Below are 25,521 nucleotides of genomic sequence, written 5' to 3' on the forward strand. Positions count from 1 at the left end.
ACGAAGGTCGACGCTATGGGCGCGTGCGTTCCCGCGAATCGGGCAGCCAATCCGTCATCCGCGAAGGTGGAAATCGCCGGACATGTCGACCCGGGCGAGCTCGGCGCGTGAGGTGACCCCGAGCTTGAGATAGACGTTGGACAGGTGGTGGCCGACGGTGCGGTGGCTGATCAGCAGCTGCGCAGCGATCTGGCGGTTGGTCAGGCCGTCGGCGGCCAGCCGGGCGACGCGGAACTCCTGAACGGTCAGGCCCGCCGCGTCTTGATGGGTGCCCGCCCCGCCGGCCAGGTCGAGCTCGCGCACCGCCCGGTCCCGCAGCAGCGTCGCGCCGACCCGGCCGAAAGTCTCGGCGGCGGCGCCGAGGTGCTCGCGGGCGTCCGCGCGCCGACGCGCTCGCCGCAGCCACTCCCCGTACAGCAACCGGGTGCGGGCGAGCTCGAACGGGTCGTCACCCGCGCCGGCGTCGAGGGCCGCCCGGAAGTGGGGCTCGGCATCGGATCCGGCGAGGGCGCGGAGCCGGTGTGCGGCCGCGCGGGCCCAGGTCGCTCCGGTCCGTCGGACCCAGGCGTCCATCACTGTGAGCTCGGACCCGACCACATCCAGACGATCGAGTTGCGCCGCCGCCTCGGCAGTGTCCACCGCGGCCAGCAAGGCCGTCGTTCGGTGCGCGGCATCGTGACCGGGTTCGTGGAGCGGCGTCAGATGATGCAAGGCTTCCTGCGGCTGACCGCTGAACAGCGCAGCGCGCCCGCGAATCCAGTACGCCGAGGCGCTCAGGGCCCGGACCCCCCGCGGAATCGAACCGAGCAGGGCCCGTTCGGTGTTCTCCAGAACGACGGCCCGGTCGCCCCGGCCCGCCGCCAGCCTGGCCAGGGAGAGCCGGCATTGGGTGGCGACGTGGTCGGCGCCGACCTCCTCGGCCAGCCGTAGCGCCTCGTCCGCGGCCGCCGCGGCGGTGTCCCAGCGGCCCGAGAAAAGGTCCAGGACCGTCGTCTGGGACAACGCCATCGCGAGTGCGGGAAGCTCCTGGCGCCGCCGCAGCGCGGCGACCTGCAGGCCCAGCACGTCTCTCAGCGGGCCCTCGGCTCCCCAGGCCCACACCAGCAGCGTCGGCGGAAGAAGCGCCCAGGGGACGACGCCGAGCAGATCAACCGTGTCGCCGCCCCCGCCGGGGGAGGAGCCGGCCAGCTCCCCGGTCTCGTCGTAGCACGCCCACCAGGACTGCAGCGCCGGCATGACCGGCGACAGGTCCGGGTCGTCGTCGGCGCGCAGCGACAGCAGCCGGTTCAGCGCGTCCTGTTGGAGGTCGGTCCGACCGGCCGACCATGCCGCCCGCACCGCCACCGCGCCCAGCTCCACCGCAGCCCGACCACCGCCGACGACCGCCATGTCGCCGATGAGGTAGCGGTGGGCTCGATCGACCACGCCGTGGCTGAACTCGAGGATTCCCCGCAGCCCAGCGCTCAGACGGACGACCGCTTCTTGGCCGACCAGGCGCTCCGCGTCGTCGAGCAATCTCTGTGCTGCCCCGGCATTCCCGGCGCCCCAGCTGGCGCGCGCAGCCATGGCGAGCCGGCGCGCAGCGTCGGCCCGCTCCGGTGACAGCTCCGCGGCGCGCTGCAGCGCCCGCGCCGCCGTCGGTCCCGCGTCACGCTGCAGACATGCCTGTGCCGTCTGTTCCAGCAGCTCCGCCACGTGCTCGTCCGCCGTGTCTGCCGCGGCGGCCAGATGCCAGGCCCGTTCTCCGACGGCATTGCTCGGCAAGCTCGCAGCGAGTGCCCGGTGCGCGGCCTGGCGCTCGCCGAACAGCGCTCCGTCGTAGAGGGCCGCTCTGATCAGCGGATGCCGGAAATGTACCTGCGCCCCCGACGCCTCGAGCAGACCGGAACGCAGCGCTTCCTCCCAGGCGGACGCATCGACACCCCACCCTGCGCCCGCTCGCTGCACGAGGTGCCGGTCGCCGCGCTCCTCCGCTGCCGCCAGCAGCAACAGCGCACGCGTGGCGGGCTTCAGTGTGTCGGCTCGCGCGCAGAACGCGCGCCGCAGCCGGGGGCCGACCGGGATCGCACCGGGCAGCACCTCGTCCCGGTTCAGGGTGGGTAGCTCGCGCAGTGCCAGTGGGTTGCCCGTCGCGATCTCGACCGTGCGGCGGCGCAGGCTCTCGTCGGCATCCGGTGTCACAGCGTCGACCAGACACCGTGCGTCATCGTCGGCCAGGCCCTTGATCTCCATTGACGCCAGGCCCTCCCACGGGCCCGCGTCGGGTTCCTCGTGTGCAGCGACCAGCAACGCGACCGAATCGGTTCGCACCCGCCGGGCGACGAAGCCCAGGCACTGAGCGGTCTCCTCGTCGACCCACTGCGCGTCGTCCACCACGACGAGCACCGGTCCCTCCCGGGCCAGGTCCGCGACCAGGGACAGCACGGCAGCGCCGATCAGGAAGCGGTTGGCCGGCTCGCCGCTCATCCCCAGCGCCGAGCGCAGGGCGGCGGCCTGCGGCGCCGGAAGCGTCTCCAACCGGTCGCGCACCGGCCACAGCAGTTCGTGTAGCGCCGCGAAGGCGAGACTCGCCTCCATCCGGGTGCCCCGGCAACACAGCACCGTCGCCGCGGCAGCTGTCTCGACGGCGTAATCGAGCAGCGCGGACTTGCCGATTCCCGGCTCACCCCACAGGACAAGCCCGCATCCCGCGCCGCCGGCTGCCTGTGCCAGCAACCCGTCCAGGGCCGCGGTCTCGGTCCGCCGCCCGAACAGCTCCATGACTCCGAAAGTAGCCGCTCGGCGCCCCGACCGATTCACTGACCGATTCGCCGCCACCGGCGTTGCCCGACACTGGGCACGGCGGCGCCACCAGAGCCCCGGCTCGGCACCGCGTGTCAACGTACGTCCGTGGAAGGACTTCATGCCCGACTCCCGCAGCGACCGACCCGACTTCTCCGGGCTGCGCGCGTTGTACGTCAACTGCACCCTCAACCGCTCACCCACCCTCAGCCACACCCAGGGCGTGATCGACCGCAGCGCGGCGATCATGGCGGCGAACGGGGTGGCGGTGGACCAGTTGCGCGCCGTGGACTACGACATCGCCACCGGTGTCCGTCCTGACATGACCGAGCACGGGTGGGAGCGCGACGATTGGCCTGACCTGCTGCCGCGGGTACTGGCCGCCGACATCCTCGTCATCGGCGGACCGATCTGGCTGGGCGACAACAGTTCTGTGACACGGCGGGTCATCGAGCGGCTCTACGGCTACTCCGGCGTCCTCAACGAACAGGGGCAGTATTCCTACTACGGGCGGGTCGGTGGATGCCTGCTCACCGGAAACGAGGACGGGCTCAAACACTGTGCGATGAGCATCCTGTTCAGCTTGCAGCACATCGGGTACACCGTCCCGCCCCAGGCCGACGCGGGCTGGCTGGGCGAGGTCGGCCCCGGTCCGTCCTACCTCGACGAGGGGTCCGGCGGCCCGGAGAACGACTTCACCAACCGCAACATCGCGGCCATGACCTACAACCTGATGCACCTCGCGTCCATGCTCCGCGCCGCCGGCGGGATTCCGGCCTACGGCAATCAGCGCACCGCCTGGGATGCTGGTACGCACCCCGACCACGCGAATCCGGAGTATCGATGACCACGAACACGAGCTGGCCGACACTGCGGGTGTCGGACTGGACCCCCACCCGCGACACCCTGCACATGTGGACGCAGATCGTCGGCAAGATCCGGATGAGACACGCCCCGTTGCTCAACCACTGGTGGCAGACAACGCTCTACGTCAGCCCGCGCGGGTTGACGACATCGACGATCCCGTACCGCGGTGGGGCCTTCGAGATCGAGTTCGACTTCATCAGCCACCGACTCGATATCCGAAGCAGCGACGGGGGCGTCGAGAGTCTGCCGTTGCAGCCCATGTCGGTGGCAGAGTTCTACACCCGGCTGATGGAGCGCCTCGATGCACTCGGTATCGAGGCGCAGATCCGGGCGGTGCCCAACGAGGTCGACCCGGCGATCCCGTTCGCCGAGGATCATGAGCACGCCTCCTACGACGCCGAGGCAGTCACGCTGTTCTGGCGTCAGCTGCTCCAGGCCAACCGCACGATCGGCGAGTTCCGGTCGCACTTCGTCGGCAAGGTCAGCCCGGTGCACTTCTTCTGGGGTGCGATGGATCTGGCGTGCACCCGCTTCTCTGGTAACTCGGCGCCGCCGCACCCCGGGGGAGCGCCCAACTGTGCGGACTGGGTCATGGTCGAGGGCTACTCGCATGAGCTGTCCAGCTGCGGCTTCTGGCCCGGCGGCGGGGATGAAGGCGCCTTCTACTCCTACGCCTACCCGGCCCCCGAGGGATTCGCCGACCAGCCCGTCGGCCCCGATGGCGCGTTCTACAGCAATGATTTCCAGCAGTTCCTGTTGCCCTACGAGGTCGCCCGGGCGGCCCCTGACCCGGACCGGGCGGTCGCCGAATTCCTGCACAGCACCTACGCGGCCGCCGCCGAGCTGGGTGGCTGGGACCGCGCAACGCTGGAGGACGACCCGACGCGGTTGCCGGGCGCGCGGATCGGCTGACCCGGTCGGCGTCCGATCGCTCGTCGACGGCGCGGCGCCCTGGGGCTCACAAGGGTCGCCGCGTGAGGGCAAGCTGGTGACATGGAGACCCCGCGGCTGCTGTTCGTCCATGCCCACCCCGACGACGAGACCCTGACCACCGGGGCGACGATCGCCCGCTACGTCGCCCTGGGTGCGCAGGTGCAGGTGATCACGTGCACCCTGGGCGAAGAGGGCGAGGTGATCGGGGAGCAGTGGGCGCAGCTCGCCGTCGACCACGCCGACCAGCTCGGCGGCTACCGCATCGCCGAGCTGACCGCGGCGCTGCGCGAACTCGGTGTGGATCAGCCCCGCTTCCTCGGCGGTGCCGGCCGGTGGCGCGACTCCGGAATGGCCGACACGCCGCCGCGCCGCGGGCGGCGCTTCGTCGACGGCGACGTCGCCGAGCAGACCGCCGCACTGGCCGCGGCCATCGACGACCTGCGCCCCCATGTCGTCGTCACCTACGACCCGCAAGGGGGCTACGGGCACCCCGACCACATCCACACCCACCGGGTGACGACAGCGGCGGTCGACGCCGCGCAGTGGGAGGTGCCGAAGTTCTACTGGACCGTCACGTCGGCCACGGCGATCGCCGCCGAGTTGGCGGCGCTGGCCGACGTGCCCGCCGGATGGACCCGGGTCAGCGGTGACGACATCTGGTTCGGGGTTCCCGACGACGCGATCGACGCCGCGCTCGACATCACCGAGCACCTGTCGGCCAAGGTCGCCGCGCTGCGCGCCCACGCCACCCAGGTGCAGGTGTCCCCGGACGGCCGGGCGTGCGCGCTGTCCAACGGCGTCGCGTTGCCCGTCGGAGCGACCGAGTTCTACACGCTGGCCGCCGGGTCCACCGGGGAGCGCGACGGACGCGGATGGGAAACCGATCTGCTCGCCGGGCTGAGCCTGGGGTAACTTCCCATCGAGGCGGGTAAGCTGCCGGCAACCGAACCCGCGCGGAAGGGAAACACATGGACCCGGACCTGGATCCCAACCTGCAGCACTGGCAGGACCGGCTGGACAACTTCCAGTGGGTGGTCGGTTCGCTGGTGTCGCTGCTCGACAGCATCCCGACCTGACGGCCGCCGCCCCGCCGGCGTCGGATCGGCGTCGGCCGTTCCTGCTGGGTCTGCTCGCGGTCGACGGTGTGCTGTCGGCGCTGATGGCCATCTTCTTCCTTCCCGTACATCTGGGGTCGGTGTGGATCCCGATCAGTGCCCTGCTCAGCGGTCTGCTCAACGCGGCACTGGTGTGGGCGGCGCTGCAACTGCACGCCTCGCCGCGTTGGGCGGCGCTGCCGCTGTGGGCCTGGCTGGCGACTGTCGGGGTCTTCACGCTGGGTGGCCCGGGTGACGACATCGTCTTCGGCGGGCCCGGTGTCATGGAGTACGGGCTGCTGCTGCTCCTCGTTCTGGGTGCACTGCCCGCGGGGTGGTTGCTACTGCGGCGCCCGCCGGTTGCCCGCTGACGGGCCTCGCACCGAAGCGGGGGACTCCTACTACTGTGACCCCTATGCCAGGCGCACCGGTTTCAAATAGTGAGACGCGCGGATGATCCGCGACAGCCGTGGGGTTACAGAGGCGTGGCTCTGAACTCCCAGCACGGCGCGCAGCTGCCCACTCCGGTGGTACCCCCGAAGGTCGAGACGGCCAGTCCGGCCGCCATGCGGCGCGTCCTGCGACGTGCCCGCGACGGCGTCGCCCTCAACATCGACGAAGCCGCAGTCGCCATGGGTGCGCGCGGTGCCGACCTCGCCGACCTGTGCGTCAGCGCGGCCCGTGTCCGCGACGCGGGCCTGGAGGCCGCCGGCCGGCGCGGGGCCACCGGGCGCCTGCCGGTCAGCTATTCGCGCAAGGTCTTCCTCCCGGTCAGCCATCTGTGCCGGGACACCTGCCACTACTGCACCTTCGTCACCGTTCCGGGCCGGCTGCGCGCGGCGGGCAAGGGCATGTACATGGAGCCCGACGAAATTCTGGCGGTGGCGCGCCGCGGCGCCGAACTCGGTTGCAAGGAAGCGTTGTTCACTCTCGGCGACCGGCCGGAGGCGCGGTGGGACGAGGCCCGGCAGTGGCTCGACGAACGCGGTTACGACTCGACGCTGGACTACGTCCGCGCGATGGCCATCCGGGTGCTCGAGGAGACCGGGCTGCTGCCCCACCTGAACCCCGGGGTGATGAGCTGGTCGGAGCTCTCCCGTCTCAAGCCCGTTGCGCCGTCGATGGGCATGATGCTGGAAACCACCTCGCGGCGGCTGTTCGAGACCAAGGGGGAGGCGCACTACGGCAGCCCCGACAAGGATCCCGAGGTGCGGCTGCGCACCCTCGCCGACGCGGGCCGGCTCTCGATTCCGTTCACCACCGGCCTGTTGGTCGGCATCGGGGAGACGCGTGCCGAGCGGGCCGACACCATCCACGCGATCCGCCGGGTGCACCGCGAGTTCGGGCACGTGCAGGAAGTGATCGTGCAGAACTTCCGGGCCAAGGACCACACCGCGATGGCGTCGACGCCGGACGCCGACATCGACGAGTTCCTGGCCACTCTGGCGGTGACGCGGCTGGTGATGGGTCCCAAGATGCGCATCCAGGCGCCCCCCAACCTGGTCTCACGCGCGGAGTGCCTGGCACTGATCGGTGCGGGGGTCGACGACTGGGGTGGGGTGTCGCCGCTGACCCCCGACCACGTCAACCCCGAACGGCCCTGGCCGGCACTGGACGAACTGGCCGCGGTCACCGCCGAGGCGGGCTACGACCTGGTCCAGCGGCTGACCGCCCAACCGCCCTACGTCACCGCCGGTGCGGCCTGGATCGATCCGCGCGTGGCCGGCCACGTCGCGGCGCTGGCCGACCCGCAGACCGGGTTCGCGCGCGACATCAACCCGGCCGGTCGTCCTTGGCAGGAACCCGACGAGGCAGCCGAATCGCTGGGCCGGGTCGACCTGAACGAAGAGATCGACTCCCAGGGGCGCCGGACGGAGACCCGCAGCGACCTGGGCAGCGCGTTCGGTGACTGGGACGCCATCCGGGAGAAGGTCAGCGAGCTGGCCGCCCGGGCGCCCGAACGCCTCGACACCGATGTGCTGGCCGCCCTGCGCTCCGCCGAACGTGACCCCGCCGGTTGCACCGACGACGAGTACCTGGCGTTGGCCACCGCCGACGGCCCGGCGCTCGACGCTGTTGCAGCGCTGGCTGATTCGTTGCGCCGCGACACTGTCGGCGACGATGTAACCTACGTCGTCAACCGCAACATCAACTTCACCAACATCTGCTACACCGGCTGCCGGTTCTGCGCGTTCGCCCAGCGCAAAGGGGATGCGGACGCCTTCTCGCTGTCCACCCAGGAGGTGGCCGACCGGGCCTGGCAGGCGCACGTCGCCGGCGCGACCGAGGTGTGCATGCAGGGCGGGATCGACCCCGATCTGCCGGTGACGGGCTATGCCGATCTGGTGCGTGCGGTCAAGGCCAGGGTGCCCTCGATGCACGTGCACGCGTTCTCGCCGATGGAGATCGTCAACGGGGTGACCAAGAGCGGCTCGAGCATTCGGGAGTGGTTGACCGCGTTGCGGGAGGCCGGGCTGGACACCATTCCGGGCACCGCCGCCGAGATCCTCGACGACGAGGTGCGCTGGGTGCTCACCAAAGGCAAGCTGCCCACCTCGGAGTGGATCGAGGTGATCACCACCGCGCACGAGGTGGGACTGCGCTCCAGTTCGACGATGATGTACGGACACGTCGACACGCCCCGGCACTGGGTGGGGCACCTGCGGGTGCTGACCGGCATCCAGGACCGCACCGGCGGCTTCACCGAGTTCGTGCCGCTGCCGTTCGTGCACCAGTCCTCGCCGCTGTACCTGGCCGGCGGTGCGCGGCCGGGCCCCACGCACCGCGACAATCGGGCGGTGCACGCGTTGGCGCGGATCATGTTGCACGGCAGGATCTCCAACATCCAGACCAGCTGGGTGAAGCTCGGCGTGGAGCGCACGCAGGTCATGCTGCGCGGCGGTGCCAACGATCTGGGTGGAACCTTGATGGAGGAGACGATCTCGCGGATGGCCGGCTCGGAATTCGGCTCCTACAAGAGCATCGAGGAACTGTCGGCGATCGCGGAGGGCATCGGCCGCCCGGCCCGTCAGCGCACCACGACCTACGCACCCCTGGCCGCCTGAGCCTTCTCCGCGAGCACGTGCCTGTCTTCGCGAGGGCGCGAGTTTGCGCAACGCTGCGCGCCGCGAATCATGGCATTCTGCGCGCCGTCGCAGCTGCCGACTGCGCGCAGGAAGCATGCCCGTGGTGGTATGACTTTGAGGGTGAAGCTGCGACGGGTGTACTCCGGCGACCGGCTGGAGCTGCAGTCACTGCAATCCGACGGGTCGTGGGCCTCGGGCGCTGATGCCGGTGTGTTCGGTGGCGCGGTGTTCGACCCCGCCTGGGAGTTGGACAGGGCCCGTCGACACCACGACGCGGCCGGCCATGTGCTGCCGTTCCAGCCGGTGTCCTTTCGCGATTTCATGCTCTACGAACAGCACGCGGTCGACGCCGCGCGCGGATTGGTGCGCCGTTTCCATCCCGGCCAGTCCAGGGCCGCCGAAGGCGTCGAGCGGTTGACCAGGAAGCCGTTTCCGTTGTTCAAGCCCAAGGCGCTGTTCTACCGGCAACCGATCTATTACATGTCCAACCATCTGAGTTTCGTCCCCAGCGGCACCACGGTCGCCGTCCCCTCGTACTCGACCGCTCTGGATTACGAGTTGGAGATCGGATTCGTCCTGCGCGCACCGCTTTTCAATGCCGCGCCGGCCGAGGCGCTGGATGCCATCGGCGCATTCGTCGTCGTCAACGATTTCAGCGCCCGCGACGTGCAACGTGCGGAGATGGCGACCGGGTTGGGGCCGCAGAAAGCCAAGCACTTCACGTCGTCGATGTCGGTGCACGCCGTCAGCGCAGACGAGATCCTGCCGCGCATCGACGACCTGACCGGATTCGTCGCGATCAACGGCGACGCCGTCAGCGCCGTGTCCAGCCACGGGATGAGGTGGACCCTCGGCGAGCTGCTCGCACACGCCTCCCGCGACGAACACCTCTACGCCGGTGAGCTGTTCGCCACCGGCACCCTGCCGGGCGGCAGCGGAATGGAGACCGGGCACTGGTTGCGGCCCGGGGATCAGCTGACGCTGGCCATCGACCAGATCGGGGAAATCAGCCACCCGATCTCGAGTAGTTGAGGAGACACCATGACGACTGTCGCCGGCCTACCCGCGCACGCGCTGCTGGTACACGCCATCGTGGTTCTGGCGCCGCTGACTGCGTTGCTCGGCATTCTGTGTGCCGTGTGGCCCGCCGCCCGCCGCCGATTCGTCTGGCTCGTCGTCGCGTTCGCGGCCGTCAACCTTGCGCTCACGCCGTTGACCACGTCGGCCGGCGAGTGGTTGTACGACAGCTTTCCCACCCACAGCGCGATTCTGGAGACGCACGAGGAACGTGGCGAAACCATGATCTACTTCTCGATCGCGCTGCTCGTCATGGCGCTGGCGGTCGCGTTCCTGCATGTGCGCACCGTCAGGTCCGACGCCACCCCCAAGCTGACCGCCGTCGTGGTCACGGTTGTCGCTCTCGTGATCGGGGTTGCGACGACGGTGCAGGTGGTGCGGATCGGTCATACGGGCACCGAGGCGAAGTGGGGCGTGATCTCGGAGTGATGGCGTGACGCCACCGCGACGACGGGTACCGTCGCGGTGGCGTCACGCTGCGTGCCTCAGGCCTGCTTGACGGCCTCGATTTCGAGGGTGATCGTGACCTTGTCGCCGACGACGGCGCCGCCCGTCTCGAGCGGCATGTCGATGTCGATGCCGAAATCCTTGCGGTTCAAGACCACTGACGCTTCGAAGCCGGCGACCTCGCCGTGGCCCATGCCGGGGTTGACGCCGTTGAAGTCGAGCTCCAGGGAGATCGGCTTGGTCACTCCCTTGAGGGTGAAGTCGCCGTCGAGGACGTAGTGGTCGCCGCTCTGCCGTACCCCGGTGGAGGTGAACGACGCCACCGGGTGGTTCTCGACGTCGAAGAAGTCCGCGGACTTGATGTGCGCGTCGCGCTGGTCGTTACGCGTGTTCACGGAGTCGACGGCGACCTCGGCGCGCACGGAGGCCACACCGTCGGCGCCGACCGTGATGGTGCCGCTGAACGTTTCGAACTCGCCGCGGACTTTGCTCACCATGAGGTGGCGTACGGAGAAGCCGACGGCGGAATGCACCGGGTCGATGGTCCAGGTGCCGGTGGACAGTGCTGCGGTGGCGGTGGTCATGGGTGTCTCTTTCTCGGGGTGGAGCCGGATGGGCCGGCGGGGTACATCCCAATCAAACGGACCATGGTCCGATTACATTCCCGAGTGGCGCACACTGCACCGCCGGAGGTCGCGACAGCGCGGTGAAAGCCACGTCGGTCCGGCGTGTCCTGTGCAGACCCGCGCGCAGGCGGAACAAACGTGGTCAGGCGATCAGGGTGCGGGTGGTCTGGGTGCGGCCAGCCACACCGGAGACGGTCGGCCACACCTCGGCCATCAGCCGCACCGCCCCGGCGAGCTCGTCCTCCGGCTTCGCGAACGGGATGCGCAGCCACCCGTCGGCGCCACCTTCGACGGTGAACACCGGCCCCGGCGCCACTTTGAGGCCGTGCCGCTCCAGCTCGACGGCCAGCCGTGTCGCGCTGCCGTGCGGCAGCCGGACCCACATGCTCAATCCGCCCTGCGGGACCCGGAACCGCCAGTCGGGCAGGTCCCGGTGCAGCGCGGCCGCCAGGACGTCGCGCCGGCTGCGCAACTCGGCGCGACGCTGCGCGACGATGCCGTCGGCGCCGAGGAGCTCGGCAACGACGAGCTGATCGAGCAGCGACGTGCCCAGGTCGGCGCGCACCCGGGCGGCAATCAACCGATCGACCAGAGCTCGCGGCGCTCTGATCCACCCCACCCGCAGTCCGCCCCAGTAGACCTTGGACGCGCTGCCGATCGTGACCGCCGACGGCTCGAACGACGCGAAGGGTGCGGGCATGGGCTCGTCGGTGAACGACAGTGGCTGCAGTGTTTCGTCGACGATCGCCGTGGTGCGCGTGTGACGCAGCGCGGCGCCGTAGCGGTCGCGGTCGGCCTCACTCATGAGGAACCCGGTCGGGTTCTGGAAGTCCGGGATCAGGTACGCGAGCTTCGGTGAGGACTGCCGCAGCGTGGCATCGACGCCGTCGAGATCCCACCCCGCATCGCCCAGCGGGTCGGCCAGTGGCGAGCTCACCAGCCGGGCGCCGCCCAGGCGGAGAGCGTCGATCGCATTGGCATAGACCGGAGACTCGACCATCACCCGGTCGCCGGGCCGGGTCAGCGCCCGGGCGACGGTGGCGACGGCGGCCAGGGCGCCGGTCGTGATGACGATCTGCTCGGGCTCGGTCGGCAGCCCGCGGGCAGCGAACGACTCGGCCACCCGCGACTGCAGGTCGGGCAGTCCCGACGGCAGATAGCCGTCCTCGGCCAGATACGACGGAAGCGCGGCCAGCGCCCGCTCGACGCCGGTCATCGTCCCGGGGGTGGCGGCGCCCGCGGCGATACTCAGATCCACCGAGTCGCCGCTCGACGGCATGCCGAGCGGGTGGCGGACACGGTCGTGGACCTTGCGGCGGTCCACGGGAACGGCGGCGAAAGTACCCGACCCCTGCCGCGCCACCGCGAAGCCGGCCGCCGCGAGCTCGGCGTAGGCCCGGGTGACGGTCGACCGTGACACCGCGAGTGCGGCGGTGACGGTGCGTTCACTGGGCAACCGCGTGCCGATCGGGATCCGCCCGTCGCCGATCAGTTCCTGAAGTGCCTCGCAGAGGCCGCGGTAGGCCGGGGCCCGGTCGAAGTCACCCACCAATCGGGCGAGACGGTCAGGGCTGATCGTGGTGGACACGAAGCCAGTATTACCCAATTGGCTATATACCAAAAGGCCAATACTGAGCAATCTGACCGCATGGCAATAACCAATAGCGAGTCACAGCTGGCCAATCTCGGTCCGCTGGCACAGCTCACCGCCGGACGTCTGCCCGAACGCGTCAGTCGGCTCGTCATCGGCCTCTGGCTGTACGGTCTGTCGATCGCATTGATGATCGAGGGGGCGGTCGGGGCGGCGCCCTGGGACGTCTTCCACGTGGGCGTGGCGCGACACCTGCCGCTGACACTGGGCGTGATCATCATCCTGACCGCCGGCGCGGTGCTGGCGGCGTGGATACCGCTGCGCCAGAAACCCGGCCTGGGCACCGTCCTCAACACCGTGCTGCTGGGGCCGTTCGCCGACCTCAACCTGATGCTGCTTCCGACGCCGGACGCGCTGGTCGCCCGCTGCGGCTACGCCATCGCCGGCGTGGTGGTGTGCGCGCTGGCCACCGCACTCTACGTCGGCGCACAACTCGGACCCGGCCCCCGCGACGGCCTGATGACCGGACTCGCACGGCGCACCGGGTGGCCACTTCGCCGGGTGCGCACCGGCATCGAGGTCTCGGTGCTGGGGACGGGCTTCGTCCTGGGCGGCACCGTCGGACTCGGCACCGTCGTGTTCGCCTTCGCCGTCGGCCCGCTGACCCAGTTCTTCCTGCGCTACCTGACCGTGCCTGTCGTGGCCGCCGCCGAATCTACAGGCGCGCCGCCAGCACGGTGCCCTGCTCGATCGCCCGCTTCGCATCGAGCTCCACCGCTTCGGCGGCGCCGCCGATGATGTGGGCGCACAAACCGGTTCGGCGCAAGGCCGCGTCGAGATCGCGCACCGGGTCCTGCCCCGCGCAGATCACCACATTGTCGACCTCGAGCAGGCGTGGGTCGCGGTGGTCGGAGCCGAAGCTGATGTGCAACCCGGAGTCGTCGATACGCTCGTAGTTGACGCCGCACAGCTGATGGACGCCCTTGGCGCGCAACGACGCCCGATGTACCCAACCGGTGGTCTTGCCCAGGCGGCGGCCCTGCGGGCCGGGGCTGCGCTGCAACAGGTACACCTCGCGGTCCGCGGCGGTGGGCAGCGGAGTCGTCACCGCGCCGCGGGCCTCCCAGGGGTCGACCGCACCCCATTCGGCCAGCCACTCCCGGCGATTCAGCGTGGGCGAGTGTGCCGTGGTGAGGAATTCGCTGACGTCGAATCCGATTCCGCCCGCGCCGATCACGGCCACGGTCCGGCCGACGGGTGCGCCGGTGAGCGCCTCGGCGTAGGACACCACCATCGGATGATCGATGCCCGCGATGGCGGGGATGCGCGGCGTCACCCCGGTGGCGAGCACGACGTCGTCGTATCCCGCCAGGTCCCTTTCGGTGGCGCGGACGCCCAGCCGGACATCGACACCGTGCTTGTCGAGCATGCGGGTGAAGTAGCGGATGGTCTCGGCGAACTCCTCCTTGCCGGGAATCCTTCGGGCGAGGTCGAACTGGCCGCCGATGTGGGGACTGGCCTCGAACAGCGTCACCAGGTGGCCGCGCTGCGCGGCGGTCACCGAGGCGGCCAGGCCCGCGGGACCCGCCCCGACCACGGCGACGCGTCGGGCGCTGCGGGTGGGTTGCAGCGTCAGCGTGGTCTCGTGCCCGGCCCGTGGGTTGAGCAGGCACGACACCGTCTTGTGGACGAACACATGGTCCAGGCAGGCCTGGTTGCAGGCGATGCAGGTGTTGATCTCGTCGGCAGCGTCGGCGCCGGCCTTGCGCACCCAGTCGGGGTCGGCCAACAGCGGCCGGGCCATCGAGATCAGGCTGATGTCGGTGTCGGTGAGGATCTGCTCGGCCGCCTCGGGCATGTTGATGCGATTGGAGGCGATGACCGGGACTGCGACATGCTGGGCCAGGGCGTGCGTGATGCCCACGAACGCGCTGTTGGGTACCGACGTCACGATGGTCGGGACCCGCGCTTCGTGCCAGCCGATCCCGGTGTTGATCAGCGTCGCCCCGGCTTCCTCGACTTCCTGTGCCAGCGTGACGATCTCGTCCCAGCTCTGGCCGTCGGAGACGAAGTCGGCCATCGACAACCGGTAGCAGATGATGAAGTCCGCTCCGACGGCCTCGCGGGTGCGGCGCACGATCTCGACCGGAAGTCGGCGGCGTTTCTCGGCGCTGCCACCCCACGCGTCGGTGCGCCTGTTCGTCCGTGGCGCCAGGAACTGGTTGAGCAGGTAACCTTCGCTACCCATGATCTCGACGCCGTCGTAACCGGCCTCGCGGGCCAGCGTCGCCGCGCGAGCGAAGTCGTCGATCGTGGCCTCGATCCCGCGCCTGGACAACCGCCGCGGCCGAAACGGTGTGGTGGGCGCCTTGATCGACGAGGCGCTCGCCGAAAAGGGATGGAACGCATAGCGTCCCGCGTGCAGGACCTGCAACAGGATCTTGGTCCCCGGCCCGGCCGCATGCACGGCCGCGGTGACGCGCCGGTGCCGGCGCGCATCGGCGCTCGAGGTCATCTGGGCGGCGAACGGCAGCAGCCAGCCCGTCCGGTTGGGGGCATAGCCGCCGGTGATGATCAGTCCGACACCGCCACGCGCCCGCTCGGCGAAATACTCGGCCAGCCGGCCGATGTCACGGGAGCGGTCTTCCAACCCGGTGTGCATGGATCCCATCACCACGCGGTTGCGCAGCGTGGTGAAGCCGAGATCCAGCGGGGAGAGCAGACGCGGATAGGGCTGGGTCATGCTCTGTTGTCCTCCAGTGCGGTCGTCACCTCGTCGAGCCACCCCACGGCGCTCTCCTCGGCCCGGATGCCGCCACGGAGCACGAGGTACTGGTGCAGCTCGGCGCCGGTCAGCGCTTCCGGCTCGGGGAACTGCTGCTGCTGGAAACCCCGGTAGGTGTCCAACAGCTCGGCGCGTTCGCGGCGCAGTGCGCTCACCTGTGCGCGCAGTTCGGCGATGTCGCCGTAGGCCGCGCCGCGGACCTTGACGGCCAGATCGCGGATGCGGTGATCGCCCACCGAGCCGCCTCGGCCCACCAGCGCAGCCCCGATCCACCGCGCGAGCTCGGCGCGGCCGGCGTCGGCCACGGTGTAGACCTTCTTGTCCGGGCGGCCGTGTTGAGTCACGGCGGTGGCGTGCACCCAGCCGTCGTTCTCCATCGTTCGCAGCGTCCGATAGATCTGCTGATGGGTGGCCGCCCAGAAGAACCCGATCGATCGGTCGAAGCGCCGCGCCAGCTCGTACCCCGATCCGGACTGCTCGCTCAGCGACACCAGGATCGCGTGCGGTAACGCCACCCGCGCAGCGTAGGCGTCGACGGAATCCCTATGCAACTAGTTGCACTGCACCCGAATGCATAGCGGCGTGGGTACTAGGCGCGGGGTATGTGCGACGTCTAGTATCTGTAACCACGCGCAACCCTTACTGAGGGTTGCGCGTGCAGTTAGGGCACACTGAGACAGCCGTCCGACAACCGACATGGATACTTGCTCCAGACTGTTGGGGAGACCAGCGAAGCCCCTGCCCGGACAGCAGCCCACTGGACAGGTATTTCGAGAGGACTTGAGGAGACGTTCCGTGACGTACACGATTGCCGAGCCCTGCGTCGACGTCAAAGACAAGGCGTGCATCGAGGAATGCCCCGTCGACTGCATCTACGAGGGTGCTCGGATGCTGTACATCCACCCGGATGAGTGCGTGGACTGCGGCGCCTGCGAGCCGGTGTGCCCGGTGGAGGCCATCTACTACGAGGACGATGTGCCGGACCAGTGGAGCGGCTACACGCAGATCAACGCGGACTTCTTCGCCGAGCTCGGTTCACCCGGGGGCGCGTCCAAGGTCGGCCAGACCGACAACGACCCGCAGGTGGTCAAGGACATGCCTCCGCAGGGTGAGGACTGAGCGCCCCGCCCCGTTGTCCGAGGTCACCCGGCGTTCACTGAGGTCGGCGTCGCTGCCGGTCTTCCCGTGGGACACCCTGGCCGACGTGACCGCGGCCGCCCGCGCGCATCCCGACGGCATCGTCGACCTGTCGGTGGGCACCCCTGTCGACGAGGTGGCCCCGGTCATCCGGGAGGCGCTGGCCGCGGCCAGTTCGGCGCCCGGTTACCCCACCACCGCAGGCACGCAGGCCCTGCGCCAGGCCATGGTCGCCTCGCTGCACCGCCGCTACGGCATCACCGGGTTGACCCCGGCCGCCGTGCTCCCGGTCATCGGCACCAAAGAGCTGATCGCGTGGCTGCCCACCCTGATGGACCTCGGGCCCGCCGACACCGTCGTGGTGCCTGAGCTGGCCTACCCGACCTACGAGGTGGGGGCCCTGCTGGCCCACGCCCGTGCGGTCCGGGCCGATTCGTTGACCCAGCTCGGCCCCAGCGTTCCGGCGCTGGTGTTCCTCAATTCGCCCAGCAACCCCACCGGCCGGGTGCTCGGCGTCGACCATCTGCGCAAAGTGGTCGGCTGGGCCCGGGAGCGGGGCGTGCTCGTCGCGTCCGACGAGTGCTACCTGGGGCTCGGGTGGGACGACTCGCGGCCCGTGTCGATCCTGCACCCCGAGGTCTGCGGTGGTGACCACACCGGGCTGCTCGCTATCCATTCGCTGTCCAAGACGTCGTCGCTGGCGGGGTACCGTGCCGGCTTCGTCGCCGGCGACCCTGACGTGGTGGCCGAGTTGCTGGCCGTGCGCAAGCACGCCGGGATGATGGTGCCCACCCCGATCCAGGCCGCGATGGTGGCTGCCCTCGACGACGACGAGCACGAACACCAGCAGCGCCGTCGCTACGCCCGCCGCCGGGACATGCTGCTCCCGGCGTTGCGTTCGGCCGGATTCACCGTCGACCACTCCGAGGCCGGGCTGTATCTGTGGGCCACCCGCGGCGAGCCGTGCCGCGAGACGCTGGCCTGGCTCGCCGACCGGGGCATTCTGGTGGCGCCCGGCGAGTTCTACGGACCGCAGGGCGCCCGGCACGTGCGGGTGGCGCTGACCGCCACCGATGAACGGATCGCTGCGGCGGCGCAGCGACTGGCAGATCCGGCGCGCTGAAACACCCGGAGCGTCGCACAACGCGCCCGATTCGCACCATCATGGGTGGATGGACGATCAGCTTGTGGCGGAGGTCGAACATCTCGTCCGGCACTGGCTCGACGACGCCGCGGGCCGGCCGGTGGCCCCTGCCGCGCGTCGCCTGGCCGACGTGCTGCGCGACCCCTCCGGACTCGACTTCACCGTCGGGTTCGTCGACCGGGTGATCCGCCCGGACGACCATCGCGTCGCGGCGGCCAACCTGCGTGAACTGGCCCGGCATTCGCCGCGCTTCCTGCCCTGGCATCTGCGCCTGCTGATCAGACTCGGCGCGGTGGCGTCGCTCGTCGCGCCCGGTGTCGTCATCCCGATCGCGCAGCGGGCGCTTCGCGAGATGGTGGGCCATCTGCTGGTCGATGCCACCGACGCTCGGCTGGGCCGATCGATCGCCCGGATCCGCGAACGCGGCGTCCGACTCAACATCAACCTGCTGGGCGAGGCGGTGCTCGGCCGCCGCGAAGCCGAGCGCCGGCTCAGCGGCACCGAGAAGCTCCTCGCGCGACCCGACGTCGACTACGTGTCGATCAAGGTCTCGGCGACGGTCCCGCCGCATTCAGCGTGGGCGTTCGACGAAGCGGTGGACCACATCGAAGCCAGCCTGCTGCCGCTGTTCACGCAGGCGGCCACGTCATCGACGCGCAAGTTCATCAACCTGGACATGGAGGAGTACCGCGATCTCGAGCTCACGCTCGCTGTGTTCACCCGACTACTGGACCGCCCCGAGCTGCTGAGGCTGGAAGCCGGCATCGTGCTCCAGGCCTACCTGCCCGATGCGTTGGCGGCGATGATCCGGCTGCAGGACTGGGCCCGGGCCCGCCGGGCTCGGGGCGGCGCCGCCATCAAGGTCCGTCTGGTCAAGGGGGCCAACCTGCCGATGGAGCACGTCGAGGCGTCACTGCACGGCTGGCCTCTGGCCACCTGGGACACCAAGCAGGACACCGACACCCACTACAAGCGAGTCCTGGACTACGCGCTGCACGCTGACCGCACCGAGAACGTGCGGATCGGCGTCGCCGGTCACAACCTGTTCGACATCGCCTACGCGTGGACGCTGGCCGGGCGCCGCGGGGTCCGCGACGGCGTCGAGTTCGAGATGCTGCTGGGCATGGCCGAGGCGCAGGCCGAGGCGGTGCGCGGGACGGTCGGCGGTCTGCTGCTCTACGTGCCCGTGGTGCATCCGCAGGACTTCGACGTCGCGATCTCCTACCTGGTACGAAGGCTCGAGGAGGGCGCCAGCCAGGACAACTTCATGTCCGCGGTGTTCGAATTGCACAGCGACGACGCACTTTTCCAGCGTGAGAAGGACAGGTTCGTGGCGTCGCTGGCCGCTCTCGACGACCACGCTGCGATGACCGACGTACCGTCGCCGAAGCGCCGCCAGGACCGGCGCAGCGACGACCCGTCGGCCGCGGTGCGCGAGCCGTTCTCCAACGTTGCCGACACCGATCCCGCGCTGCCCGGAAACCGGGAGTGGGGGCGGACGATCACCGGGCACATTGCGGACTCGAGCGCCGGGGTGGCTCTGGTGGACGAGCACACCATCACCGGCGCGGACGCACTCGACTCGGTCATCGCCGACGGCGTCCGTGCGGGGGCGAACTGGTCGGCGCTCACCGGCGCCCAGCGCGCCGTCGTCCTCCGCCGCGCGGCCGCGAGCCTCGAGGCCAGCCGACCGGCACTGCTCGAGGTGATGGCCGCCGAGACCGGCAAGACCCTCGACCAGGGCGATCCCGAGGTTTCCGAGGCCGTCGACTTCGCCAATTACTATGCCAGCCTCGCCGAGAAGCTCGATCACGTCGACGGGGCGACAGCGGTGCCGGTGGGCCTGACCGTCGTGACACCACCGTGGAACTTCCCGGTCGCCATCCCCGCAGGCGGCACACTGGCCGCGCTCGCGGCGGGCAGCCCGGTCATCATCAAACCCGCCACCCAGGCTCGCCGGTGCGGCTCGGTGATGGTGCAGGCACTGTGGGACGCCGGAGTGCCGCGCGACGTGCTGCAACTGGTGCACGTCGACGAGAGCGACCTCGGCACCCAGCTGGTGTCCGACCCGCGCGTCGCCCGGCTGATCCTCACCGGCGCGTTCGACACCGCCGCGCTGTTCCGCAGCTTCCGGCCCGAGCTGTGCCTGCTCGCCGAGACCAGCGGCAAGAACGCCATCGTGATCACCCCGCACGCCGACATCGACCTGGCGGTCAAAGACCTGGTGTACTCGGCGTTCGGGCATGCCGGTCAGAAGTGCTCGGCGGCATCGCTGGGCATCCTCGTGGGATCCGTCGCGCGGTCGGCGCGGTTCCGCGACCAGCTCGTGGACGCCGTGACGTCCCTGAAGGTCGGGTATCCGGCCGACCCGACCGTGCAGATGGGGCCGATCATCGAACGGGCCGACGGCAAGCTGCTGCGCGCGCTCACCGAACTGGCGCCGGGGGAGCAGTGGCTGGTCGAGCCGCGCAGCCTCGACGACACCGGCCGGCTCTGGTCGCCCGGCGTGAAAACCGGTGTCCGTCGCGGCTCGGAATACCACCTCACCGAGTACTTCGGTCCGGTACTCGGTCTGATCGACGCCGCGGACCTCGACGACGCGATCGCCATCCAGAACCAGGTCGACTACGGCCTGACGGCGGGTCTGCACACGCTCGATCGCGGTGAGATCGAACGCTGGCTCGAGCGCGTCGAAGCGGGAAATGCCTACGTGAACCGGTCGATCGTCGGTGCCATCGTGCGGCGGCAGCCGTTCGGCGGCTGGAAGAAGTCCTCGGTGGGGCCCGGCGCGAAGGCGGGCGGCCCGAATTATCTGATCGGGCTCGGTGATTGGCGCAGCGCGGCCGCGACCAGGCGCGGGCAGCTCCGTCGCGAACTTCGCCAATTCCTCGACCACGCAGAGCACTTCGTTCTCGACGACGCCGATCGTGATTTCCTGGCGAGGTCGCTGCACTCCGACGCGCTGGCCTGGTCGGAGGAGTTCGGGGTGGCCCGTGACGTCTCGGGCCTGACCGCCGAGCGCAACGTCTTCAGGTACCGGCCGGTGCCGGTGACGGTCCGCGCCGAGGACGGCCATCTCGCGGCTCTGCTGCGGGTCGTCGGCGCGGGTCTTCTCGCCGGCTCCGACGTGACCGTGTCGACGCCGGCGCCGCTCGACGGCGCTGTCGCCGAACGGCTCCGGTCGTGCGGGGTCACCTATCGCGTCGACGACGCCGACGCGTGGCGTGCGGTGCTGCGCACCGATCCGCCGGCCCGGGTGCGTCTGCTCGGCGGCAGCAGAGCGGATTTCGCCGAGGCCAGCGACGGCAGGCCCGACGTCGCGCTCTACGCCCACCCGGTGGTCGAGGCGGGCCGTGTCGAGTTGCTGACGTTCCTGCGCGAGCAGGCGGTGGCGATCACCGCCCACCGGTTCGGCTCGCCGACCGCCCTCACCGAAGGCTTGTTCCCCTAGCCCATTTAAGCGTTGAGACTGCGCTCAGCGCGGCGTCCACTCGCACAAGTCCGCGCTGGATGCAGTCTGAACGAGGCTTGTGGTTACTCGCGGCTACGCCGGGAGAACCTGCCCTCGGTCACCGCGTCCCACTTCAGATACACCTGATCGACCTGCGGACTGCCCTGCGCCCGGATCCACTCGCACGTCGTCACATACGTCGACGGATTGGTCACGATGATCGTGTGCAGGCCGGAGTCCTTGTGCGCCAGCGCCTCCAGCTCCTCGGGTGGGGTGGACGGGTCCGCGGCGCGCAGCGCGTCGCGGGGGTCGGGCAGCGCGCCGCGGGGCGCGTCGAAGGCGGCCAGGTCGCCGTCGTCGTCCTCGGTGCGGCGGGTGTTCAACAGCAGGTTCAACAGAATCGCGGTGATCGCGCCCGCCGAGATCCCCGAGTGGAAGATGGTCTGGAACCAGTCGGGGAACTGGTGATAGAGGTCCAGCGCCACGTTGACAGGTGCCTCGGCCAGCGCCCGGTCGGTGTAGTACAGCTTGGCCTCGGTGAGCATCGCGACGCCCACCGAGATCGCCACCACCAGGATGTTGGTGTTGTTGAACGCCACCTTCGTCAACGTGCGCACACCGCTGGCGGCCACCATCCCGAACAACGCCACCCCGGCGCCGCCCAGCACCGGCAGCGGGATTCCCTCCACCACCGCGGCCATCTTCGGCAGCAGTCCCAGCAGAACCAGGATGATGCCGGCGACGGTCGCGACGTGGCGCGTCTTGACCCCGGTGATCGCGACCAACCCGACGTTCTGCGCGAACGCGGTGTAGGGGAAGGTGTTGAACACCCCGCCGATGACAGTGCCCAGGCCGTCGGCGCGCAGTCCGTCGGCCAGCCGGCGGGGCGTGATCTTCTCCTCGACGATCTCGCCGACGGCGACGATGTCGCCGGTCGTCTCCGTCATGATCACGATCGCGACGATGAGCAGCGCGATGACGGAGCTGATCTCGAACGTCGGCACGCCGAACTGGAACGGCGTGACGATGCCGACCCAGCCGTAATCGGCCATGTGGCTCCAGTCGGTCATCCCGAACGGCACTGCGACGACGGTGCCGACAAGAAGGCCGAGCAGAATCGACACCCGCCGCACGCTCTCCGGCGCGAACCGTTCGATCGCGATGATCACCACCAGCGTGAAGAACCCCATCCCGATCGACGCGGGCGAGCCGAAATCGGCCCCGTTGCCGGTGCCGCCGCCGAACCAGCCGGCCGCCACCCGCATCAGCGACACCCCGATGATCAGGATGATGGTGCCGGTCACCAGCGGCGGGAAGAACCTGATGAGCTTGCCGAACACCGGCGCCATCAGCATCATGAACAGTCCGCAGGCGATCACCGAGCCGTAGATCGCGGTGACGCCGTGGTTGAGGCCGATGGTGATCATCGGGCCGACGGCGGCGAACGTCACGCCCTGCATCAGCGGAAGGCGCACCCCGAACCGCCAGAACCCGACGGCCTGGATGATGGTCGCGATCCCGGCGACGAACAGGTCGGCCATGATCAGGTGCACGATGTCGGACTGCTGCAGCTGGCCGGCGCCGACCATGGCGCCGCCGACGATCAGGGGGACCGCCACCGCCCCGGCGTACATGGCGAGGACGTGTTGGACACCGAGCGGCAGCAGTCGTCTCAGCGGGGGGATCTCGTCGACCGGGCGCGGTCGGGGGCTGCCCTCACTGAAGATCTTGGTGAACGTCGCCATGTCTCCCCACCTGTCAGACGCCGCGCGGCAGCGCGACCGGTGGACCCATCCTGGAAGAAGGGCGTTTCTGCCGCTTTGTGACGGTGTGACCGTTGAATTACGCGGGGTAGGCCGCCACCGGCATGATCACGGTGCCGCGGCAGAGTCCTTCGAGGATCTCGGTGCGCCAGGTGCCGTACATGGTGCCGTCGGGAGCCGGCGCATAGAACACCAGCGAGCGCGCGGCGGCGTACTCGGAGGGGACGTCGGACCCGCGGAAACACTCCCACTGCCAGGTGTAGTTGAACACCCACTGCTTACCGTCCCAGGTGTAGCGGCTGGGCTGCGGGATGGTGGGGTTGGTCGGCGCGGGGCCGTCGCCGGCCACCGCCACACACGTGCTGGTGCAACTGGTGCTGAACGTGTACTGCGCGCTGAAGTCGGGCTCGGGTTGGCGGGCGGCGACGCTGGTGCCGATCTTCTCCGAGGCGTAGGTGACCACGGTGTAGCGACCGCTCCACAGCGGTGCCGCCTGGGCCGGGCCTGCGGTGACCCCACCGGCCGCGGCGACGAGCGCCGCGCAGACAACAGCGGTCCGGAGGGCGGGCATGGTTACCTCACGTCGAGTCAAGAGATGTCCACCCCAACCTAATTGCCCCGATCATCGGGACCGTCACCCGACACGACCGGTTGGGCCACGGTTGCGTCACGGGTTGGTCTCGGTCCCGGGTGGGCCAATGACGTTCCCCGGGAACGGGCTTCGGTGTCAGCCGTCAGGCGCCGGCCAACAGCAGCAGCGTCCACGCGGCGATCGACTGCGCGTCGGTGATCACACCGTCGCGCATCATCTGCTCCACCTCACTGCGGGCGAACCATGCGCTGCGCATGTCCTGCTCCTCGTGCTCGCGATCGTGCGGGCCCTCGGTGATGCCGGTGGCCAGGAAGACACGGCCGCGCTGGCTGCTCATGCCCGGGGCCACGTCGAGCAGCCCGAGCTCGGTCAGCGAATCGGCCCGCAGTCCCGTTTCCTCACGCAGTTCCCGGGCCGCGAGCTCGGTGCCGTCGAGGTCCGCGCGGTCCGGCGCCGTGCCCTGCGGGAACTCCCAGCGCCGCAGGCCCAGCGGATAGCGGAACTGCTCGACCAGATGGAAGCGTTCCCCGTCGGAGTCAGACACGCGGGGGATGACCAGCGCGTACGTCGGCTTGTCGACCACCGCGTAGACGCCGGGGCTGCCGTCCGGTCTGCGGATGTCGTCTTCGCGGATCGTCAACCAGCTGTTCCGATACACCTCACGTGACCCGACGGCTCGGATGGAATCCACCGCCCCAGTATGCGGGGAGTAGCCTCAGTTGCCGTGCTGCTGGACTCCCTGAACCCCGCGGCCGTCGCCGCCGGCGCCGACATCGGCGACGCCGTGCGCATCGACGGCGTGACCCTGAGCCGCAGCGATCTGGTCGGGGCGGCGACGTCGGTGGCCGAGCGGGTGGCCGGCGCGCGTCAGGTCGCCGTGCTGGCCCGGCCCACCGCGGCCACCGTGTTGGCGATCACGGGCTGCCTGATCGCCGGGGTGCCGGTCGTGCCCGTGCCTGCCGACGTCGGGGCCGCCGAACGCCGCCACATCCTCACCGATTCGGGCGCGCAGGCGTGGCTGGGGGACAAGCCCGACGACCTGGGCGGTATCGGTCACATCCCGGTGCGGCTGCACGCCCGGTCGTGGCATCGCTACGCCGAACCGTCGCTGGATGCGACGGCGCTGATCATCTACACCTCGGGGACCACCGGGTTGCCGAAGGGCGTGCTGGTGAGTCGGCGCGCGATCGCCGCCGACATCGACATGCTGGCCGAGGCCTGGCAGTGGACGCCGGCGGACACCCTGGTGCACGGCTTGCCGCTGTACCACGTGCACGGTCTGGTCCTCGGACTGCTCGGCTCGCTGCGTATCGGCAACCGCTTCGTGCACACCGGCAAACCCGCGCCGGAGGCCTACGCGCACGCCGTCGCGGAGTACGGCGGGTCGTTGCTGTTCGGGGTGCCGACGGTGTGGTCGCGCATCGTCGACGACGGCGCCGCTGCGCGGGCGCTGGCTCCTGCGCGCCTGCTGGTCTCCGGCAGCGCGGCGTTGCCGGTGCCGGTCTTCGACGGGCTGGCGGCACTCAGCGGGCACCAGCCGGTGGAGCGCTACGGCAGCACGGAATCGTTGATCACACTGAGCACCCGGGTGGACGGGGAGCGTCGACCCGGCTCGGTGGGGCTGCCGCTCAACGGCGTTCGGACCCGGCTGCGCTCGGAGAACGGCGGTGAGGTGGCACACGACGGCGAGTCGATCGGGCGGCTGTACGTGTCGAGCCCGACGCTGTTCGACGGTTACCTCAACCGTCCCGACGCCACGGCCGAGGTGCTGTCAGACGACGGGTGGTATCACACCGGTGACGTCGCGACGATCGACGGTGACGGGATGCACCGCATCGTCGGGCGCGAGTCGGTGGACCTGATCAAGAGCGGCGGTTTCCGGATCGGGGCCGGCGAGATCGAGACCGTGCTGCTCGGTCACGACGGGGTGCGCGAGGCCGCGGTGATCGGCGCGCCCGACGAGGATCTCGGTCAGCGCATCGTGGCGTTCGTCGTCGGTGACGCCGAACCCGAGGAACTGATCGAGTTCGTCGCCCGCGAGCTGTCGGTGCACAAGCGGCCCCGGGTGGTCCGCATCGTCGACAGCCTGCCCCGGAACGCGATGGGCAAGGTCCTGAAAAAGGAACTCACCCAATGGCTCTGACGAC

Annotated in this window: 20 protein-coding genes; 12 read left to right on the top strand and 8 right to left on the bottom strand. The window is 69.9% G+C overall.

All coding sequences use genetic code 11. From position 1 onward, the window contains the following. Positions 1–54: 54 nt before the first annotated feature. The gene (locus tag ACEWX3_RS08475; RefSeq protein WP_374159169.1) at positions 55–2,760 is read right to left on the bottom strand and encodes an AAA family ATPase; all 2,706 of its coding nucleotides are present in this window, start codon (positions 2,758–2,760) and stop codon (positions 55–57) included. A 142-nt stretch (positions 2,761–2,902) separates the two neighbouring features. Between ACEWX3_RS08475 and ACEWX3_RS08480 the strand changes: the two genes are divergently transcribed. From ACEWX3_RS08480 to ACEWX3_RS08510, 7 genes are all read left to right on the top strand, one after another. Then, entirely contained in the window at positions 2,903–3,628 is a 726-nt protein-coding gene (locus ACEWX3_RS08480; protein ID WP_374159170.1) for a flavodoxin family protein, read from the top strand. After that, positions 3,625–4,560, top strand: a complete 936-nt coding sequence (locus ACEWX3_RS08485; protein ID WP_374159171.1) for a DUF5996 family protein — start codon at positions 3,625–3,627, stop codon at positions 4,558–4,560. The genes ACEWX3_RS08480 and ACEWX3_RS08485 overlap by 4 nt, the downstream gene beginning before the upstream one ends. 81 nt (positions 4,561–4,641) lie before the next feature. Next, positions 4,642–5,493 carry an N-acetyl-1-D-myo-inositol-2-amino-2-deoxy-alpha-D-glucopyranoside deacetylase gene (gene mshB / locus ACEWX3_RS08490; RefSeq protein ID WP_374159172.1) on the top strand — a complete coding sequence of 284 codons (852 nt, stop codon included), beginning with the start codon at positions 4,642–4,644 and terminating at the stop codon, positions 5,491–5,493. Positions 5,494–5,608: 115 nt separating this feature from the next. Beyond that, complete coding sequence (locus tag ACEWX3_RS08495; RefSeq protein ID WP_207068299.1) at positions 5,609–6,046, top strand: hypothetical protein; 438 nt, start codon at positions 5,609–5,611, stop codon at positions 6,044–6,046. 114 nt (positions 6,047–6,160) lie between these two features. Beyond that, entirely contained in the window at positions 6,161–8,740 is a 2,580-nt protein-coding gene (locus tag ACEWX3_RS08500) for a bifunctional FO biosynthesis protein CofGH (protein ID WP_374159173.1), read from the top strand. A gap of 141 nt (positions 8,741–8,881) precedes the next feature. Continuing rightward, a complete protein-coding gene (locus ACEWX3_RS08505) occupies positions 8,882–9,793 on the top strand; it encodes a fumarylacetoacetate hydrolase family protein (RefSeq protein ID WP_374159809.1) in 912 nt (303 codons plus the stop codon). Positions 9,794–9,802: 9 nt separating this feature from the next. Then, on the top strand, positions 9,803–10,267 hold the full coding sequence (locus ACEWX3_RS08510; RefSeq protein WP_374159174.1) for a DUF2231 domain-containing protein: 465 nt from the start codon (positions 9,803–9,805) through the stop codon (positions 10,265–10,267). Positions 10,268–10,323: 56 nt separating this feature from the next. Here ACEWX3_RS08510 and ACEWX3_RS08515 read toward each other — a convergent pair whose 3' ends face one another. Further along, positions 10,324–10,869 (bottom strand): YceI family protein, encoded by a 546-nt coding sequence (locus tag ACEWX3_RS08515; RefSeq protein ID WP_374159175.1) that lies wholly within the window; start codon positions 10,867–10,869, stop codon positions 10,324–10,326. Between the two features lie 184 nt (positions 10,870–11,053). Next, positions 11,054–12,499 (bottom strand): PLP-dependent aminotransferase family protein, encoded by a 1,446-nt coding sequence (locus tag ACEWX3_RS08520; protein WP_374159176.1) that lies wholly within the window; start codon positions 12,497–12,499, stop codon positions 11,054–11,056. A 60-nt stretch (positions 12,500–12,559) separates the two neighbouring features. Here ACEWX3_RS08520 and ACEWX3_RS08525 point away from each other — a divergent pair, with 60 nt between their 5' ends. Further along, complete coding sequence (locus ACEWX3_RS08525) at positions 12,560–13,300, top strand: YitT family protein (RefSeq protein WP_374159177.1); 741 nt, start codon at positions 12,560–12,562, stop codon at positions 13,298–13,300. On the opposite strand, the gene ACEWX3_RS08530 is transcribed toward ACEWX3_RS08525, so the two are convergent. Both ACEWX3_RS08530 and ACEWX3_RS08535 read right to left on the bottom strand, forming a co-directional pair. Beyond that, complete coding sequence (locus ACEWX3_RS08530) at positions 13,218–15,245, bottom strand: FAD-dependent oxidoreductase (RefSeq protein ID WP_374159178.1); 2,028 nt, start codon at positions 15,243–15,245, stop codon at positions 13,218–13,220. The genes ACEWX3_RS08525 and ACEWX3_RS08530 overlap by 83 nt on opposite strands. Continuing rightward, complete coding sequence (locus tag ACEWX3_RS08535) at positions 15,242–15,802, bottom strand: PadR family transcriptional regulator (protein ID WP_207068292.1); 561 nt, start codon at positions 15,800–15,802, stop codon at positions 15,242–15,244. The genes ACEWX3_RS08530 and ACEWX3_RS08535 overlap by 4 nt, the downstream gene beginning before the upstream one ends. Before the next feature lie 280 nt (positions 15,803–16,082). Between ACEWX3_RS08535 and fdxA the strand changes: the two genes are divergently transcribed. From fdxA to ACEWX3_RS08550, 3 genes are read left to right on the top strand one after another with little or no spacing between them, the layout of a single operon-like run. After that, positions 16,083–16,406 carry a ferredoxin gene (gene fdxA, locus ACEWX3_RS08540; protein WP_152518213.1) on the top strand — a complete coding sequence of 108 codons (324 nt, stop codon included), beginning with the start codon at positions 16,083–16,085 and terminating at the stop codon, positions 16,404–16,406. A 37-nt stretch (positions 16,407–16,443) separates the two neighbouring features. Continuing rightward, the gene (gene dapC, locus ACEWX3_RS08545; protein ID WP_374159810.1) at positions 16,444–17,547 is read left to right on the top strand and encodes a succinyldiaminopimelate transaminase; all 1,104 of its coding nucleotides are present in this window, start codon (positions 16,444–16,446) and stop codon (positions 17,545–17,547) included. A gap of 49 nt (positions 17,548–17,596) precedes the next feature. Next, on the top strand, positions 17,597–21,019 hold the full coding sequence (locus tag ACEWX3_RS08550; protein WP_374159179.1) for a proline dehydrogenase family protein: 3,423 nt from the start codon (positions 17,597–17,599) through the stop codon (positions 21,017–21,019). Between the two features lie 83 nt (positions 21,020–21,102). Here ACEWX3_RS08550 and ACEWX3_RS08555 read toward each other — a convergent pair whose 3' ends face one another. The 3 genes from ACEWX3_RS08555 to ACEWX3_RS08565 all read right to left on the bottom strand — a co-directional run bounded on the left by ACEWX3_RS08555 (position 21,103) and on the right by ACEWX3_RS08565 (position 24,065). Next, the gene (locus tag ACEWX3_RS08555; RefSeq protein ID WP_207068290.1) at positions 21,103–22,764 is read right to left on the bottom strand and encodes a nucleobase:cation symporter-2 family protein; all 1,662 of its coding nucleotides are present in this window, start codon (positions 22,762–22,764) and stop codon (positions 21,103–21,105) included. A 97-nt stretch (positions 22,765–22,861) separates the two neighbouring features. Beyond that, positions 22,862–23,353, bottom strand: a complete 492-nt coding sequence (locus ACEWX3_RS08560; RefSeq protein WP_207068289.1) for a hypothetical protein — start codon at positions 23,351–23,353, stop codon at positions 22,862–22,864. Positions 23,354–23,516: 163 nt separating this feature from the next. Further along, positions 23,517–24,065, bottom strand: coding sequence for an NUDIX domain-containing protein (locus ACEWX3_RS08565; protein WP_374159180.1), 549 nt, complete (start codon positions 24,063–24,065; stop codon positions 23,517–23,519). A 33-nt stretch (positions 24,066–24,098) separates the two neighbouring features. On the opposite strand from ACEWX3_RS08565, the gene ACEWX3_RS08570 reads away from it, so the two are divergent. Next, on the top strand, positions 24,099–25,517 hold the full coding sequence (locus ACEWX3_RS08570; RefSeq protein ID WP_374159181.1) for an acyl-CoA synthetase: 1,419 nt from the start codon (positions 24,099–24,101) through the stop codon (positions 25,515–25,517). The last annotated feature ends 4 nt before the right edge of the window (positions 25,518–25,521 follow it).

It is taken from the genome of Mycobacterium sp. G7A2, assembly GCF_041902445.1.
GTDB lineage: Bacteria > Actinomycetota > Actinomycetes > Mycobacteriales > Mycobacteriaceae > Mycobacterium.

Excerpts from the sequence above, each read along its gene's own strand:
- ACEWX3_RS08550 (WP_374159179.1), top strand. The coding sequence starts at position 17,597 with ATGGACGATCAGCTTGTGGCGGAGGTCGAACATCTCGTCCGGCACTGG.
- ACEWX3_RS08480 (WP_374159170.1), top strand. The coding sequence starts at position 2,903 with ATGCCCGACTCCCGCAGCGACCGACCCGACTTCTCCGGGCTGCGCGCG.
- ACEWX3_RS08475 (WP_374159169.1), bottom strand. The coding sequence starts at position 2,760 with ATGGAGCTGTTCGGGCGGCGGACCGAGACCGCGGCCCTGGACGGGTTG.
- ACEWX3_RS08485 (WP_374159171.1), top strand. The coding sequence starts at position 3,625 with ATGACCACGAACACGAGCTGGCCGACACTGCGGGTGTCGGACTGGACC.
- mshB (WP_374159172.1), top strand. The coding sequence starts at position 4,642 with ATGGAGACCCCGCGGCTGCTGTTCGTCCATGCCCACCCCGACGACGAG.
- ACEWX3_RS08525 (WP_374159177.1), top strand. The coding sequence starts at position 12,560 with ATGGCAATAACCAATAGCGAGTCACAGCTGGCCAATCTCGGTCCGCTG.
- ACEWX3_RS08560 (WP_207068289.1), bottom strand. The coding sequence starts at position 23,353 with ATGCCCGCCCTCCGGACCGCTGTTGTCTGCGCGGCGCTCGTCGCCGCG.
- ACEWX3_RS08555 (WP_207068290.1), bottom strand. The coding sequence starts at position 22,764 with ATGGCGACGTTCACCAAGATCTTCAGTGAGGGCAGCCCCCGACCGCGC.
- ACEWX3_RS08515 (WP_374159175.1), bottom strand. The coding sequence starts at position 10,869 with ATGACCACCGCCACCGCAGCACTGTCCACCGGCACCTGGACCATCGAC.
- ACEWX3_RS08530 (WP_374159178.1), bottom strand. The coding sequence starts at position 15,245 with ATGACCCAGCCCTATCCGCGTCTGCTCTCCCCGCTGGATCTCGGCTTC.
- ACEWX3_RS08510 (WP_374159174.1), top strand. The coding sequence starts at position 9,803 with ATGACGACTGTCGCCGGCCTACCCGCGCACGCGCTGCTGGTACACGCC.